Origin of the sequence: Maritimibacter sp. 55A14 (assembly GCF_003122205.1) — a bacterium.
In the GTDB taxonomy this organism is placed as follows: Bacteria; Pseudomonadota; Alphaproteobacteria; order Rhodobacterales; family Rhodobacteraceae; genus QEYE01.
In genome coordinates this window covers 1-16,202 of sequence record NZ_QEYE01000024.1, presented here as the reverse complement: position 1 = coordinate 16,202, position 16,202 = coordinate 1, and the positions used below count along the sequence as shown (strand labels likewise).

Annotated in this window: 14 protein-coding genes and 1 tRNA gene; 4 read left to right on the top strand and 11 right to left on the bottom strand. The window is 63.9% G+C overall.

What is annotated here, in order from left to right; genetic code table 11:
• Window positions 1-80 precede the first annotated feature (80 nt).
• Window positions 81-362, top strand: coding sequence for a DUF1330 domain-containing protein (locus tag DDZ14_RS16395; RefSeq protein WP_109426063.1), 282 nt, complete (start codon window positions 81-83; stop codon window positions 360-362).
• 124 nt (window positions 363-486) lie between these two features.
• Here DDZ14_RS16395 and rpoC read toward each other — a convergent pair whose 3' ends face one another.
• The 4 genes from rpoC to rplJ form a co-directional block, all read right to left on the bottom strand.
• Window positions 487-4,719, bottom strand: coding sequence for a DNA-directed RNA polymerase subunit beta' (gene rpoC, locus DDZ14_RS16390; protein ID WP_109426062.1), 4,233 nt, complete (start codon window positions 4,717-4,719; stop codon window positions 487-489).
• Between the two features lie 49 nt (window positions 4,720-4,768).
• Entirely contained in the window at window positions 4,769-8,905 is a 4,137-nt protein-coding gene (gene rpoB, locus DDZ14_RS16385) for a DNA-directed RNA polymerase subunit beta (protein WP_109426061.1), read from the bottom strand.
• 242 nt (window positions 8,906-9,147) lie between these two features.
• A complete protein-coding gene (gene rplL, locus DDZ14_RS16380) occupies window positions 9,148-9,531 on the bottom strand; it encodes a 50S ribosomal protein L7/L12 (RefSeq protein WP_109426060.1) in 384 nt (127 codons plus the stop codon).
• Between the two features lie 71 nt (window positions 9,532-9,602).
• On the bottom strand, window positions 9,603-10,121 hold the full coding sequence (rplJ, locus tag DDZ14_RS16375) for a 50S ribosomal protein L10 (RefSeq protein WP_109426090.1): 519 nt from the start codon (window positions 10,119-10,121) through the stop codon (window positions 9,603-9,605).
• A 422-nt stretch (window positions 10,122-10,543) separates the two neighbouring features.
• Between rplJ and DDZ14_RS16370 the strand changes: the two genes are divergently transcribed.
• Window positions 10,544-11,404: a Hint domain-containing protein gene (locus tag DDZ14_RS16370; protein ID WP_109426059.1), complete on the top strand. Its 861-nt coding sequence runs from the start codon at window positions 10,544-10,546 to the stop codon at window positions 11,402-11,404.
• Window positions 11,405-11,657: 253 nt separating this feature from the next.
• On the opposite strand, the gene rplA is transcribed toward DDZ14_RS16370, so the two are convergent.
• The 5 genes from rplA to DDZ14_RS16345 form a co-directional block, all read right to left on the bottom strand.
• Window positions 11,658-12,356, bottom strand: a complete 699-nt coding sequence (gene rplA / locus DDZ14_RS16365; protein ID WP_109426058.1) for a 50S ribosomal protein L1 — start codon at window positions 12,354-12,356, stop codon at window positions 11,658-11,660.
• 3 nt (window positions 12,357-12,359) lie between these two features.
• The gene (gene rplK / locus DDZ14_RS16360) at window positions 12,360-12,788 is read right to left on the bottom strand and encodes a 50S ribosomal protein L11 (protein ID WP_109426057.1); all 429 of its coding nucleotides are present in this window, start codon (window positions 12,786-12,788) and stop codon (window positions 12,360-12,362) included.
• A gap of 110 nt (window positions 12,789-12,898) precedes the next feature.
• Window positions 12,899-13,432 carry a transcription termination/antitermination protein NusG gene (gene nusG, locus DDZ14_RS16355; RefSeq protein WP_109426089.1) on the bottom strand — a complete coding sequence of 178 codons (534 nt, stop codon included), beginning with the start codon at window positions 13,430-13,432 and terminating at the stop codon, window positions 12,899-12,901.
• 189 nt (window positions 13,433-13,621) lie between these two features.
• A complete protein-coding gene (gene secE / locus DDZ14_RS16350; protein WP_109426088.1) occupies window positions 13,622-13,822 on the bottom strand; it encodes a preprotein translocase subunit SecE in 201 nt (66 codons plus the stop codon).
• 99 nt (window positions 13,823-13,921) lie between these two features.
• Window positions 13,922-13,997: transfer RNA gene (locus tag DDZ14_RS16345), tRNA-Trp, on the bottom strand.
• Window positions 13,998-14,153: 156 nt separating this feature from the next.
• Here DDZ14_RS16345 and DDZ14_RS16340 point away from each other — a divergent pair.
• The gene (locus DDZ14_RS16340; protein ID WP_158275549.1) at window positions 14,154-14,663 is read left to right on the top strand and encodes a peptide-methionine (R)-S-oxide reductase; all 510 of its coding nucleotides are present in this window, start codon (window positions 14,154-14,156) and stop codon (window positions 14,661-14,663) included.
• A gap of 34 nt (window positions 14,664-14,697) precedes the next feature.
• Here DDZ14_RS16340 and DDZ14_RS16335 read toward each other — a convergent pair whose 3' ends face one another.
• Entirely contained in the window at window positions 14,698-15,609 is a 912-nt protein-coding gene (locus tag DDZ14_RS16335; RefSeq protein WP_109426055.1) for a LysR family transcriptional regulator, read from the bottom strand.
• A gap of 97 nt (window positions 15,610-15,706) precedes the next feature.
• On the opposite strand from DDZ14_RS16335, the gene DDZ14_RS16330 reads away from it, so the two are divergent.
• On the top strand, window positions 15,707-15,988 hold the full coding sequence (locus tag DDZ14_RS16330) for a DUF1330 domain-containing protein (RefSeq protein ID WP_109426054.1): 282 nt from the start codon (window positions 15,707-15,709) through the stop codon (window positions 15,986-15,988).
• Between the two features lie 105 nt (window positions 15,989-16,093).
• Here DDZ14_RS16330 and DDZ14_RS16325 read toward each other — a convergent pair.
• Window positions 16,094-16,202, bottom strand: a 109-nt coding sequence (locus DDZ14_RS16325; RefSeq protein WP_146193113.1) for a hypothetical protein, incomplete at its 5' end; no start/stop codon positions are given.

Sequence of the window (16,202 nt, the reverse complement as noted above, 5' to 3'; positions counted from 1 at the left end):
CACCCGGTTTCTGCATGTCGTTTTTCGATTATCTTCAGCGCATTAACCTTTTGAAGCCCACCACTCACGGACCCCACTCGATGATCTACGCACTCGTCCAGATGAAGGTCGTGGATACAGACAAGCTCGCGGCCTACCGGGAAAAGGCCGGTGCCGCGCTTGCCCGCCACGGCGGCAAGCTCGAGGCCGCGAGCCCCGGACCGACGGTACTGGAAGGCGGCCGGGCCGCCCCCGACATCGCCGGCATTCTTTCCTTTCCCGACCGCGACGCTGCACTGGCGTGGATCGGGGATCCGGCCCTGCAAGAGGTGCATGAACTGCGACGCGGCGGGGCTGACAGCTCGATCATCCTGATCGGGTGAACCGGGAACGGCTGAGGGGGCGTTCCCGGTTCCATTACCTCGCGGATCGCCCCCGCCAGCAAAAACCCCCGGCCACTTGGCGGCCGGGGGTTTTCCATTTCTCAAACGCGGTTGGCGATCAGCCCTACTCGCGGCTCTCCGGCGTTTCAACCAGCCCGGAATCGTCCTCGAAAACATCCTCCGGCGCGGCCAGTGCGGCAGCGGCGGCGGCTTCCTCCTGACGGGTCTCCAGGATCTTCTGGTCGCGCTCGCTGGCGATGCGACGGACCTTCTGCGTGGCGCCGCCCGTGCCCGCCGGGATCAGACGCCCGACAATCACGTTCTCCTTGAGCCCGACCAGCTTGTCCCGCTTGCCCATGACCGAGGCCTCGGTCAGCACGCGCGTGGTTTCCTGGAAGGACGCGGCGGAGATGAAGGACCGGGTCTGCAGGCTGGCCTTGGTGATGCCCAGCAGGATCGGCTCGCCGGTGGCGGGCTTGCGCCCGTCGGCCAGGACCTTGGCGTTCATCTCGTCCAGTTCCGCCTTGTCGACATGCTCGCCCTTCAGAAGCGTGGTTTCCCCGCTGTCGAGGATTTCCCACTTCTGCAGCATCTGGCGGACGATCACCTCGATATGCTTGTCGTTGATCTTCACGCCCTGCAGGCGATAGACGTCCTGCACCTCGTCGATCAGGTAATCGGCCAGCGCCTCGATCCCGAGGATGCGCAGGATGTCATGCGGCGCCGGGTTGCCGTCCATGATGTAGTCGCCCTTCTGGACGAAGTCGCCTTCCTGGACCGGGATGTGCTTGCCCTTGGGCACCATGTACTCGACCGGGTCGACCCCGTCCGCGGCGGGCTCGATCGAGATCCGGCGCTTGTTCTTGTAGTCGCGCCCGAACCGCACATAGCCGTCCACCTCGGCGATGATTGCGTGATCCTTGGGACGACGCGCCTCGAACAGTTCCGCCACCCGCGGCAGACCGCCGGTGATGTCCTTGGTCTTGGCGCCCTCGCGCGGGATCCGCGCGACCACGTCGCCGGCCCGGATGTCCTGACCTTCCTCGACCGACAGGATCGCGTCCACCGACATCGGGTAGCTGACCGGATTGCCCAGATCGTTGCGCATCGGGTCGCCCGTTTCCCGGTCCATGATGATGATCTCGGGTTTCAGGTCGTTGCCCTTCGGAGCCGCGCGCCAGTCGGAAACGATCTTCTGGGTCATCCCCGTGGCATCGTCGGTTTCCTCGCGGACAGAGACGCCCGAGGTCAGATCGACGAACTTCGCCACGCCCGCCTTCTCGGCGATGATCGGCAGCGTGTAGGGGTCCCACTCGAAGAGCTTGGCGCCGCGCTCGATCTGCTGGCCGTCCTTGACCAGAAGCTTGGTGCCGTAACCCATCTTGTGGCTGGCCCGCTCCACCCCGTTCTCGTCGATGATGGCCATGGTCATGTTGCGCCCCATCACGATCTGGTCGCCGGCGGCATTTTCCAGGATCTGGCTGTTGCGGAACTCGACCTTGCCCGGCTGACTCGACTCCTGGAAGGATTGCTGGCCGCCCTGGGCGATGCCGCCGATATGGAAAGTCCGCATCGTCAGCTGCGTGCCGGGCTCGCCGATCGACTGCGCCGCGATGATGCCCACCGACTCGCCCTGGTTGACCATCGTGCCGCGCGCCAGGTCACGACCGTAGCACATCGCGCAGACGCCGTCCTCGGCCTCGCAGGTCAGCGGCGAACGCATCCGCATGGAGGCGACCCCGGCCCTTTCGATCGCATCGGCGATGCGCTCGTCGATCAGCGAGTCGCGCGCGGTCAGAACCTCGCCGGTGGCTGGATCAACCACGTCCTCGGCCGCCACGCGGCCCAGGATGCGTTCGCCCAGCGATGCCACGACCTCGCCATCCGACACCGCGGGTTCCGCGGTGATCGACCGGTCGGTGCCGCAATCCGCCGTCCGCACGATGCAGTCCTGCGCGACATCGACGAGGCGGCGCGTCAGGTAGCCCGAGTTCGCGGTCTTGAGCGCGGTGTCGGCCAGACCCTTCCGCGCCCCGTGGGTGGAGTTGAAGTACTCCAGCACGGTCAGGCCTTCCTTGAAGTTGGAGATGATCGGCGTCTCGATGATCTCCCCCGACGGCTTGGCCATCAGGCCGCGCATCCCGCCAAGCTGCTTCATCTGCGCCGGCGAACCACGGGCCCCGGAATGGGACATCATGTAGACCGAGTTCGGCTCCAGTTCCGCGCCGTCGTCGTCGTAGCGCACGGCGGAGATTTCCGACATCATCGCGCCGGCGACCTCGTCGGAGCATTTCGACCAGGCATCGACGACCTTGTTGTATTTCTCACCCTGGGTGATCAGGCCGTCCATGTATTGCTGTTCGTATTCCTTCACCTGCTCGCGGGTGTCGTTGACGATCTTCCACTTCTCCTCGGGGATCAGCATGTCGTCCTTGCCGAAGGAAATACCGGCCTTGAACGCCTCGCGGAAGCCCATCGTCATGATCTGGTCGCAGAAGATGACCGACTCCTTCTGGCCGCAATAGCGGTAGACGGTGTCGATGACCTCGCCCACTTCCTTCTTGCGCAACAGGCGGTTGACGATGTCGAAAGGCGCCTTGGTGTTGAGCGGCAAAAGCGCGCCAAGGCGCACCCGGCCCGGCGTCGTCTCGAAGCGCCGCTGCACGATGTTGCCTTCCTCGTCCACCTGCGGGACGCGGGAGGTGATCTTGGCGTGCAGGCTGACCTCGCCCGCGGTGAGGGCGTGCTCCACCTCCTCGACCGAGCCAAAGACCATGCCTTCGCCCTTCACGCCCGAGCGCATCATCGAGATGTAGTAGAGCCCCAGGATCATGTCCTGCGACGGCACGATGATCGGCTTGCCGTTGGCGGGCGACAGCACGTTGTTGGTGGACATCATCAGCACGCGCGCTTCAAGCTGGGCCTCAAGGCTCAGCGGTACGTGGACGGCCATCTGGTCGCCGTCGAAGTCGGCGTTGAAGGCCGCGCAGACCAGCGGGTGAAGCTGGATCGCCTTGCCCTCGATCAGCGTCGGCTCGAACGCCTGGATGCCCAGCCGGTGCAGGGTCGGCGCACGGTTGAGCATGACGGGATGTTCGCGGATCACCTCGTCGAGGATGTCCCAGACCTCGGGGCGTTCCTTTTCCACCAGCTTCTTGGCCTGCTTCACGGTCGAGGAGAGGCCCTTGGCCTCCAGCCGCGAGTAGATGAAGGGCTTGAAGAGCTCCAGCGCCATCTTCTTGGGCAGGCCGCATTGATGCAGCTTCAGTTCCGGGCCGGTCACGATGACCGAACGGCCGGAGAAGTCCACCCGCTTGCCCAGCAGGTTCTGGCGGAACCGGCCCTGCTTGCCCTTGAGCATGTCGGAGAGCGATTTCAGCGGCCGCTTGTTGGACCCGGTGATGACACGGCCGCGGCGACCATTGTCAAAGAGCGCATCCACCGATTCCTGAAGCATCCGCTTCTCGTTGCGCACGATGATGTCGGGCGCGCGCAGCTCGATCAGCCGCTTGAGGCGGTTGTTGCGGTTGATGACCCGGCGGTAGAGGTCGTTGAGATCCGAGGTGGCGAACCGGCCGCCGTCGAGCGGCACCAGCGGGCGCAGTTCCGGCGGGATCACCGGGATCACGGTCAGCACCATCCATTCCGGGCGGTTGCCGGATTCCAGGAAATGCTCGACGACCTTGAGCCGCTTGATGATCTTCTTGGGCTTCAGCTCGCCCGTGGCCTCCGCCAGATCCTCGCGCAGCTTGATGGCCTCGGCCTCCAGGTCGATCTGGGCCAGCATCTCGCGGATCGCCTCGGCACCGATGCCAGCGGTGAAGGCATCGCCGCCATACTGGTCCTCGGCGTCCATGAACTCTTCCTCGGTCATGAGCTGACCATAGGTGAGGTCCGTCAGGCCCGGCTCGATCACCACGTAATTCTCGAAATAGAGAATCCGCTCCAGATCGCGCAGCGTCATGTCCAGCATCAGACCGATGCGCGAGGGCAGCGACTTGAGGAACCAGATATGCGCGACCGGCGCGGCCAGCTCGATATGGCCCATACGCTCGCGCCGCACCTTCTGGAGCGTCACTTCCACGCCGCATTTCTCGCAGACGACGCCGCGATACTTCATCCGCTTGTACTTGCCGCACAGGCACTCGTAATCCTTGATCGGCCCGAAGATGCGGGCACAGAACAGGCCGTCGCGTTCCGGCTTGAACGTGCGGTAGTTGATGGTTTCCGGCTTCTTGATCTCGCCATAGGACCACGACAGGATCCGCTCCGGCGAGGCCAGCGAGATCTTGATCTCGTCAAAGCTCTTGGGGGCCTGAAGCGGGTTGAACGGGTTGGTTGTCAGTTCCTGGTTCATCTTGCGTTCCTAATCTGGGGTGCAGGGAGTGGGGCGACGCGGGCCGCCCTCACTCATCCTCCTCCGCATCCAGGAGTTCCATGTTGAGGCCGAGGCCGCGGACTTCCTTCACCAGCACGTTGAAGCTTTCGGGCACGCCGGCCTCGAAATTGTCCTCGCCCTTGACGATCGACTCGTAGACCTTGGTCCGGCCCGCCACGTCGTCCGACTTCACCGTCAGCATTTCCTGCAGGGTGTAGGCGGCGCCATAGGCTTCCAGCGCCCAGACCTCCATCTCGCCGAAACGCTGGCCGCCGAACTGCGCCTTGCCGCCCAGCGGCTGCTGGGTGACGAGGCTGTAGGGTCCGGTCGAGCGCGCGTGGATCTTGTCGTCCACCAGGTGATGCAGCTTCAGCAGGTACTTCATGCCCACGGTGACCGGCCGCGCGAACTGCTCGCCCGTGCGCCCGTCATAGACGATGGACTGGCCCGACTCGTCGAAGCCCGCGCGTTTGAGCGCATCGTTCACATCGGGCTCCTTGGCACCGTCGAAGACCGGCGTGGCGATCGGAACGCCCTTGGTGACATTGGCCGCCGCCTCCAGGAAGCTCATCTCGTCGCGTCCCGACAGCGCCTCGTCATAGACATCGTCGCCATAGGCCAGCTTCATCGCGTCGCGCACCGGGGTCATGTCGCCGGAGCGTTTGTATTCCTGCAACGCCTCGTCGATCCGGACGCCCAGGCCGCGCGCGGCCCAGCCCATATGGGTTTCCAGGATCTGTCCGACATTCATGCGCGAGGGCACGCCCAGCGGGTTGAGCACAAAATCGACATGGGTGCCATCGGCCAGGAACGGCATGTCCTCGATCGGCACGACCTTGGAGATGACGCCCTTGTTGCCGTGACGCCCGGCCATCTTGTCGCCCGGCTGAAGCTTGCGCTTCACCGCGATGAAGACCTTGACCATCTTCATCACGCCCGGCGGCAGGTCGTCGCCGCGCCGCACCTTCTCGACCTTATCTTCGAAACGGGCATCGAGAGCCTTCTTCTGGGCCTCGAACTGCGCGTTCAGCGCCTCGACGGCGGCGGCATCCTTCTCGTCGCCCAGGGCAAGCTGCCACCACTGGCCGCGGCTCAGCGTTTCCAGCAACTCCTCGGTGATTTCGGAGTTGGCCTTGACGCCCTTCGGCCCCTTCACGGCGGTCTTGCCAAGGATCATGCCGCGGAGACGCGCGTAGATGTTGCGCTCCAGGATCGCCATCTCGTCGTCGCGGTCGCGCGCCAGGCGCTCGACCTCTTCACGTTCGATCTGAAGCGCGCGCTCGTCCTTCTCCACCCCGTGGCGGTTGAAGACGCGCACCTCGACCACGGTGCCGAAATCCCCCGGCGGCAGGCGGAGCGACGTGTCGCGCACGTCCGACGCCTTTTCGCCGAAGATGGCGCGCAGGAGTTTCTCCTCCGGCGTCATCGGGCTTTCGCCCTTCGGGGTGATCTTGCCCACCAGGATATCGCCCGGTCCCACATCGGCGCCGATATAGACGATCCCCGCCTCGTCGAGGTTGCGCAGCGCCTCCTCGCCCACGTTCGGGATGTCGCGGGTGATTTCCTCCGGCCCCAGCTTGGTGTCGCGAGCGGCGACCTCGAATTCCTCGATATGAATCGAGGTGAAGACATCGTCGCGCGCGATGCGCTCGGAGATCAGGATCGAATCCTCGTAGTTGTAGCCGTTCCAGGGCATGAAGGCGACGAGCACGTTCTTGCCCAGAGCCAGCTCGCCCAGATCGGTGGAGGGCCCGTCGGCGATGACCTCGCCCTGAACCACGGTGTCGCCCACCTTCACCAGCGGACGCTGGTTGATGCAGGTGTTCTGATTCGACCGCTGGAACTTGCGCAGACGGTAGATATCCACGCCGGGATCGCCCGGATCCAGGTCTTCGGTCGCGCGCACAACGATCCGGGTGGCGTCCACCTGGTCGATCACGCCGGCGCGGCGGGCCATGATCGCGGCGCCGGAATCGCGGGCCACGACGCTCTCGATGCCGGTGCCGACAAAGGGCGCCTCCGCCTGCAGGAGCGGCACCGCCTGCCGCTGCATGTTGGAACCCATCAGGGCGCGGTTCGCGTCATCGTTCTCAAGGAACGGGATCAGCGAGGCCGCGACCGAGACGAGCTGCTTCGGCGACACGTCGATATAGTCGATATTGGCCGGCGGGTTCAGGGTGTACTCGCCCGATTTGCGGGTCGAGGCCAGGTCGTTGATGAACCGGCCCTCCTCATCGAGCTGCGCATTGGCCTGTGCGATCGTGTGGCGCATCTCCTCGGTGGCGGACATGTAGACCACCTCGTCGGTGACCTGCGCGTCGGCGACCTTGCGGTAGGGCGTTTCGATGAAGCCGTACTTGTTGACGCGGGCGAAGGTGGCGAGCGAGTTGATCAGGCCGATATTCGGGCCTTCCGGCGTCTCGATCGGGCACATCCGGCCATAGTGGGTGGGGTGCACGTCGCGCACCTCGAAGCCCGCGCGTTCGCGCGTCAGACCGCCCGGCCCGAGCGCCGAGAGGCGCCGCTTGTGGGTCACTTCCGACAGCGGGTTCGTCTGGTCCATGAACTGCGAAAGCTGACTGGAGCCGAAGAACTCGCGCACCGCCGCGGCGGCAGGTTTCGCGTTGATCAGATCCTGCGGCATGACCGTGTCGATCTCGACCGACGACATGCGCTCCTTGATCGCGCGTTCCATCCGCAGGAGACCCACGCGATACTGGTTCTCCATCAGCTCGCCGACCGAGCGCACCCGGCGGTTGCCCAGATGGTCGATATCGTCGATATCGCCATTGCCGTCGCGCAGTTCCACCAGAGCCTTGATGCACGCGATGATGTCCTCGCGGCGCAGCGTGCGGTGCGTGTCCGGCGCGTCCAGGTCAAGCCGCATGTTCATCTTCACCCGACCGACGGCCGAAAGGTCGTAGCGCTCGCTGTCGAAGAACATCTGGTCAAAGAGCGCCGAGGCCGCCTCGACGGTCGGCGGTTCGCCCGGCCGCATCACGCGATAGATGTCCATCAGCGCGGTGTCGCGGTTCAGGTTCTTGTCCATAGCCACCGTGTTGCGGATATAGGCACCGACGTTGATGCCGTCGATATCCAGCACCGGAATATCGGTCACGCCATTGTCGAGCAGGGTCTTGAGCGTCCCGCCCACCACATCGTCGTTCTTGTCCAGCTCCCAGGTCAGCTCGTCGCCGGCTTCGGCCCAGATCTCGCCGGTTTCCTCGTTGATGATGTCCTTGGCGACGTATTTCCCGATGATCCGGTCGAAGGGCAGCAGGATGTCCTTCACCTTGCCGTCGTCGATCAGCTTCTTCGCCGCGCGCGGCGTGACCTTCTTGCCCGCCTCGGCGATCACGGTACCGGATTTCGCGTCGACGATATCATAGGTCGGCCGCGTGCCGCGGATGCGCTCGGGGAAGAACCTGGTCACCCAGCCCTTGTTCTTCTTGTACTTGTACTGGACCGTCTCATAGTAGGCATCCATGATGCCTTCCTGATCGAGCCCCAGCGCATAGAGCAGCGTCGTCACCGGCAACTTGCGGCGCCGGTCTATGCGGGCAAAGACGATGTCCTTGGCGTCGAACTCGAAATCCAGCCAGGAGCCGCGATAGGGGATGATACGGCAGGCGAAGAGCAGCTTGCCCGAGGAATGGGTCTTGCCCTTGTCATGGTCGAAGAACACGCCGGGGCTGCGGTGCATCTGCGACACGATCACACGCTCGGTGCCGTTCACCACGAAGGTGCCGTTCGGCGTCATGAGCGGCATGTCCCCCATGAACACGTCCTGCTCCTTGATGTCCTTCACGGACCGCGCGCCGGTATCCTCGTTCACGTCGAAGACGATCAGGCGCAGCGTTACCTTCAGCGGCGCGGCATAGGTCATGTCGCGCTGCATGCATTCCTCAACATCGTATTTCGGCTTCTCAAGCTCGTATTTCACGAACTCAAGCACTGAGGTCTCGTTGAAATCCTTGATCGGGAAGACCGACTGGAAAACCCCCTTGATGCCCTCGCCGTCCATCGGCTCGGGCTGGTCGCCGGAATCGAGAAACAGGTCATAGGAGGATTTCTGAACCTCGATCAGGTTCGGCATCTCCAGGACTTCGCGGATTTTACCGTAGAATTTGCGGATGCGCTTCTGGCCGTCATAGGTCTGAGCCATGCTCGTCGTCACCTCTCACTTGTTCGCGTCGCGTTGCCGTCGGGCACCGGCAGCCGCCGCTCACAAAACAGGGGGGCAGGTTCCATTCATGCAGACCGTCCCACCGGGCTGCTCCCGAACCTTTAACCGCGCCTTGGGCAGGACCCCCCGCGAGGGCCCTCTCCAAGACAGGTTCGGCTGGATCCGCCTGCAGGCGGATCCAGCCCTGAAAAAACGGTCGGACGCCGTCGCGTCCACCGCGATTACTTCAGTTCGACCTCGGCACCAGCCGCTTCCAGCTTGCCCTTGATCTCTTCGGCCTCGGCCTTGTCGACGCCTTCCTTGACGGCCTTGCCGCCGGCTTCGACCAGATCCTTGGCTTCCTTCAGGCCCAGACCGGTGATCGCGCGGACTTCCTTGATGACGTTGATTTTCTTGTCACCAGCCGCCTTCAGGATCACGTCGAACTCGGTCTGCTCTTCGGCCGCTTCCGCGCCCGCGTCGCCGCCGGCCGGACCGGCCATCATGACGGCGCCGCCCGCGGCGGGCTCGATACCGTACTCGTCCTTCAGGATGGTTTTCAGTTCCTGGGCTTCGAGAAGCGTGAGACCCACGATCTCTTCAGCAAGTTTCTTCAGATCAGCCATTTTGACTCTTTCCGTCTCTTGATTGTGTTCCAACGCGCCGGGCCGCACCCGAGACGCGCCTCACATGTTGCTCACGCGGCTTCCGCACGCTCCTCGATGGTCGAGAGGATGCTCGCGATGTTCGAAGCAGGGGCGCCAATCGCACCGGCGATGTTGCTGGCGGGTGCACCGATACAGCCGACGATCGAGGAAATAAGCTCCTCGCGCGACGGCATGTCGGAGACTGCCTTGACACCGGCCCGGTCCAGGGCCGTTTCACCCATTGCGCCGCCGATGATCTCGAACTTGTCGTGATCCTTGGCGAAGCCCTCGGCCACCTTGGCTGCCGCCACGGGGTCCTCGGAATAGGTGAGTACGGTCATGCCCGACAGAAGGTCAGCAATGCTTGCGCAGGGCTTGCCCTCAAGGGCGATCTTGGCGAGCCTGTTCTTGGCGACGCGAACGGACCCGCCCGCTTCACGCATACGCGCGCGCAGGTCCTGCATCTGAGCAACCGTGAGACCCGCGTAGTGTGCCACCACGACGACGCCAGAGCTTTCGAAGATCTGGCCGAGTTCATCGACCACTTTCTCTTTCTGGGCTCTATCCACAGTTTCGCTCCAAATTTGGAAGGCTTGCACCCCCCGGCTCGTATTTACCGAAACCTGGGTTTCGGCGTTCAAGTCCGTTTTACGGGGCAGCGCCAGATCGCCCGAGGTGTCACCCAAGGCCAATCCTGTCGTTCCCGTCTCAGGCAGGGAATTAAGCACCGGCCTTCCGGGCACCCACCGTCTTGGACGAATCATCAGGCCGCCACGAAGCATCGGGACGACCTGACAGCGCGCTATCTAATTCGAAGTGCGGGGAATGTGAAGACCCAGTTGTCCCGAAACCCGCAAATTGTGCGATTTCCCGGCTAATTTCCGTAACGCGCGTGACCCACTGGACTTGAACGGGTTTGGCCCTTAACCGTTTCTCCACGCTCGGGCATGTAACCTGATCACCGTTTGACGAGTATCCGTACCGGGAAATCATGACAAATTACAACGTATCCTTTGTCGCCGTCGGCGATGCGTCGACAACGGCCCCCAGCGGGTTCAGCGGGTCGGCTGGCGGCTGGCATTTCTATGGCTACACCATAACCTTTGAGCCGGATCCGACTGTCCAGACACTGGGCGTCACCGACAGCGATCAGTGGTTCGACGACGACGAGGCCAGCCAGACCCTGACCAGCGACACCGTCATTGATGGCGTCCTCTACCCCGCCGGAACCAACGTGGAAAATGAATACGTCGTTCAACTCCAGGATTCGAGCGGCAATGTCTACGATGTCATCGGCGTTTCGGCGGGCGATACTGACGATATCATCGGCTTCGTCTTTCCCGGCACCATGCCGCCGACCGGAGAAGCCCTGACACCCGTCGGCAATTTCGACGGGGCAAACGATACTTACGCCTACAGCAATATGGTCGCATGTCTGGCTGCGGGCACCATGATCGACACGCCCGGCGGACCCCTTCCCATCGAGAAGCTGCGCACGGGTGACCTCGTCACGACATTGGACGACGGGCCTCAGCCGCTACGCCATCTCCTGCGCCGCGACGTCGTGTTTGATCAAAGCAACGCGAACCACAAACCGATCCTGATCAGCGCGGGCGCCCTCGGCCACGACCTGCCGCAGAGGCACCTGCGCCTGTCTCCGCAACACAGGGTCATGAATGCCCGCTCCGCCTGCCTTGTGGCGAGCAAGGCACTTACAGCCCTGCCGCGGGTACGGCAGATGCAGGGCCTGCGCAAGGTGAGCTATTTCAACCCGGCGTTCGACCGGCATCAAATCATCCTTGCCGAGGGTCTGGCGGTGGAATCCTTCTTTTCCCGGCGAACAGGCGCATAAGGCGCTGACACCGGCAGATCGACTGCGGGTCGCGGCACTTTATCCGCAATGCCCACAGCCCGCCCGGCGCTTTGGACCCACCGGCCAATGGGCAAGGCTGCTTGCCGCAACGCCGGACGCCTTCTGCCCGGCGGCGGCGACAGCGATCTTGCAGGCCGGGCAATAACCCGTCGGGCACCGGCCCCTTGCCATTACTCCAAAACAAAACGGGCGGACCGCAAGGCCCGCCCGTTCCTGAATCAAGCTCGTAGGATCAATTGCCCGTCGCCGACGCGATATCCACGCTTACGCCCGGCCCCATCGTCGAGGTCAGCGAGATCTTGCACAGATAGGTGCCCTTGGCACCCGCGGGTTTCGCCTTTTGCACCGCGTCCACAAAGGCGCGGACATTCTCGACCAGCTTGCCCTCGTCGAAGGACGTCTTGCCGACGCCGGCATGGACGACGCCGGCCTTTTCGGCGCGGAACTGCACCTGGCCGCCCTTGGCCGCCTTCACCGCCTCGGCCACATCCATTGTAACCGTGCCGACCTTGGGGTTCGGCATCAGGTTCCGGGGGCCCAGCACTTTGCCGAGACGCCCGACGACCGGCATCATGTCCGGGGTCGCGATGCAGCGGTCGAACTCGATTGTGCCGCCCTGGACAGTTTCCATCAGCTCCTCGGCGCCCACCAGGTCGGCACCCGCCTCCTTGGCCTCGTCAGCCTTCGCGCCGCGCGCGAAGACAGCGACGCGCACCGATTTGCCGGTGCCGTTCGGCAGACTGACCGTGCCACGGACCATCTGGTCGGCATGGCGCGGATCGACACCCAGGTTCATGGCGATCTCGATGGTCTGGTCGAACTTGGTCTTGGCGTTCGCCTTGAGAAGCTTGACCGCTTCCTCGACGCTGATCTCGGACTTGCCTTCGAAGGCCGCGCGGGCCGCCTGCATACGTTTGCCTTGCTTGCCCATGACTTACCCCTTCACCTCGATACCCATCGACCGGGCGGAGCCCAGGATGATCTTCATGGCCGCTTCGACATCGTTGGCGTTGAGGTCCTTCATCTTGGCCTCGGCGATCTCGCGCACCTGCTTGACGCTGACCGTCCCGATCGTGTCGCGCCCCGGCGTTTTGCCGCCGGATTTCAGCTTTGCGGCCTTCTTGAGGAAATAGGACGCCGGCGGCGTCTTGATGTCCATCGTGAAGGACTTGTCCTGGTAATAGGTGATTACCGTCGGGCAGGGTGCCCCCGGTTCCATCTCCTGGGTCTTGGCGTTGAACGCCTTGCAGAATTCCATGATGTTGATGCCGCGCTGACCCAGCGCCGGACCCACAGGGGGACTCGGATTCGCCTGGCCCGCGGGCACTTGCAGCTTCATCTTGCCTGCCAGTTTCTTGGCCATCTGGCCTACTCCTTCATGTCGCCTCCGGCACGGGGCGCGCCCCGCCGGTCTTCGGTCTAGTGGTACGGCCTGTCCGGCGCGCCGGACCTACCTCCCACCATGCTCACACGTCAGGTCTGCTTGGTGACCTGAGTGTATTCCAGCTCCACCGGGGTCGCCCGGCCGAAAATCGAAACCGTCACCTTGAGGCGGGCGTTGTCCTCGTCCACCTCCTCGACGGTGCCCGAGAAGCCCTCGAAGGGTCCGTCGGTCACGTTCACCTGCTCGCCGATATCGAAGGCAATCAGGGTGCGCGGTGTCTCGGCCCCCTCCTCGACGCGGTTCAGGATCGTGTTCACCTCGTGGTCCCGCATCGGCAGCGGCCGACCCTGCGGCCCCAGGAACCCCGTCACCCGGTTGATCGAGTTGATCAGGTGGTAGCCCCGATCCGTCATCTCCATCTTCACCAGCACGTAGCCCGGCATGAAGCGGCGCTCGGCGGTGACTTTCTTGCCGCGGCGCATCTCGATGACTTCCTCGGTGGGGACGAGCACTTCCTCGATGTCGTCCTCCAGCCCCTCCTGCGCGGCCGCAGTGCGGATCTGCTCGGCGATCTTTTTCTCGAAATTCGAGAGCACGCTTACAGAATACCAGCGTTTCGCCATCTTGCCCGTCACCTTGTGCCTTGCGGCGCCGCCGCCGAATTTCCGTACCTTGTCAATGTCTTGCGGTCATTTCGCCAGAACAAAAACAGCGTGCACGACGAATCAATGCACGCGTCTGTCAAGGATGACGCTCCCTCTACAAGCGAAACCCCGTGAATTCAAGACCTTCACGGATCAAAAAATCGGCTGTCAGCCGAAGATGTCGAGGAGGCCCGTCAGCCCGAACTGGATGATCTTGTCGACAATGAAAAAGAAGATCGCCGCGATCGTGGCCATTACGAAGACCATGATGGTGGTGATCGTCGTCTCGCGCCGGCTGGGCCAGACCACCTTGGATATCTCTGCCCGCACCTGCTGGATGAACTGGAGGGGATTTATCTTCGTCGCCATGCTGCATTCACCCGATTGCGCTGCCGGTATCGCCCGATGGGCCGATTTGCCGGGACTTCCGAAGCGCGCGGCCATCGCCCGCAAGCCTCGCAAAGGAAATGGCAGGGGCAGCAGGGTTCGAACCCGCGACCTACGGTTTTGGAGACCGTCGCTCTACCAGCTGAGCTATACCCCTGTGGTCACTGTGCGCCCGGATACGAAAGCGCGCGCCGCTTTGCAAGGGGAAATGGGGGGCCTCCTCGCCGCTGTCAACGCCTCACACAGTCGTTCATCGAACGCGAGCGCGCCGCCCCCCATATGCCAGGGTAAAGCTGCGAAAAGGGGGAAGGCCATGACCCAGCAAGCCATCGCGCGCCGGTCCTTTCTTGCGGGCGGGGCGCTCGCGGCGCTGGCCACGGGCCGCGCCGCGGCGGAGGATGCCGGCTTCCGCTTCGAGGTCAGCCACAGCCCGGCCGACTGGCACGATCTGCTCAGCCCGACCGAATACGAGGTTCTGCGCGAGGGCCGCACCGAGTGGCCGCGCTCCAGCGCGCTCTGGGACGAGACGCGGGCAGGCGTCTATCACTGCAAGGGCTGCGCGCTGGCGGTCTTCGACAGTCGCCGCAAGGTGCCGGTCGACAAGGGCTGGGCCTTCTTCAGCGCGGCACGGGAAAACACGTTGCTGACCGCCGCCGACGAGGTGCCCGCGCAATATGGCGGCATGGGCGCGGAGACGGGTCCGCTGATCGAGGTCCATTGCCGCCGCTGCGGCAGCCATCTGGGCCATATCCTGCTGGTCGAGGACGATATCCTGCACTGCATCAACGGCGTGGCGCTGACGTTCAAGCCGGGCGTGGCCTGAACGCCCCGGCCGACGGGTCTTCTCCCTGGCGGGATCACCGGGGGGCGGTGCCGAACGGTGTCATCGGCGAACCCTCTGCCCTGCCCTCGAACAGCCGCCGCATTCGCCGCAGGCGGGCTGCGACGAAATCCACGAACGCCCGATTGCGCGGCACGCCCCGCAGGTCGGGATGTGTCAGAACCCACACGGGCATATAGGCAAAGGCGGGAAGACCCGGCACCCTCTGCAACGATGGGTCGGTCTCGCCCAGGAAGCAGGCCATGCGCGTTGCCCCGATCCCGGCGCGGGCGGCTCCGACGGCGGCCATCATGTCGTCGACGGACAGCCGCACATTCAGATTGGGCCGGGCCTCGCGGATTTCCCTGGACGGCCCCGGCCAATGCGCAAACCGTATCCACTCCAGCGGCGCCGCGCCGCCCGGATCGCGCGCAATCAGTTCGGGCGTGGCATAGACGGCCGCCTTCTGCTCGCACACCCGCCGCCCGACAAGGCTTGGCGAGGGACTGTCGGAGATGCGTATCGCCACATCCGCCTCACGCCGCGACAGGTTCAGAATGTCGTTGGTTGCAAGCAGTTGAAGCTCGACACCGGGATACTCTTCGATAAACCCCAGCAGCACCGGGCCCAGCACCCGCTCGATCAGGAGCTGCGGCGCCGTCACCGTCAGCTTGCCGGCCACCGCCGCATCGCGCGCCCCGATACGGCGGTCGAGCCGCGCGCCGGTGCGCTCCATCGCTTCCGCCGCCCGCACCGCATCCCAACCTGCCTCGGTCGGCACATAACCACTGGACATCCGGTCGAATATACGTGCGCCCAGTGCCTGTTCGGCCGCCGTGATACGACGGGCCACCGTCGCGTGATTTACACCCAGCACGCGCGCGGCACCGCTGATCCCGCCTTTCCGGGCGGTCTCCAGGACGTAGCGCAAATCGTTCCAGTTCAGCATGGCCTGATCATTATCGCACAATCATGGCGCATCAATGATCATTTTCGCTCATGCATGCCGCGGTTATGGTTCTCTGCCACAACGCGAAGGAGCCATCATGACAGCCTATGCCATCGTCACCCTCACACTCGACGACCCGGACACCTTTTCCCGATACCGGTCCCTGGCCGGCCCGGCCATGGCCACGCACAAGGCCGAACCGCTCGCGGTTTCACCCGAGGCGCAAGTGATCGAGGGCGAGGGACCCGCACCGGACGTGACCGTGATCCTGACCTTCCCCGATCGCGACCATGCCAGGGCCTGGATCAACGACCCCGAAATCGCCGGGGTTCACGCATTGCGCCGCGCCAGCGGCACGTCGCGCATCATTCTCATGTAATGACGAAAAGGCCGCCCGGTCGGGCGGCCTTTTGCTGTCGGGGCACCGCGTCGGTCGCAGCCCGGCGGTTTACATTCCTGCCCGGCTTGCGTCGAACCCGAATGTTTACTCGATGATTTTCGACACCACGCCGGCGCCGACGGTGCGGCCGCCTTCGCGGATGGCGAAGCGGAGTTTCTCTTCCATGGCGATCGGCGCGATCAGTTCGACCGAG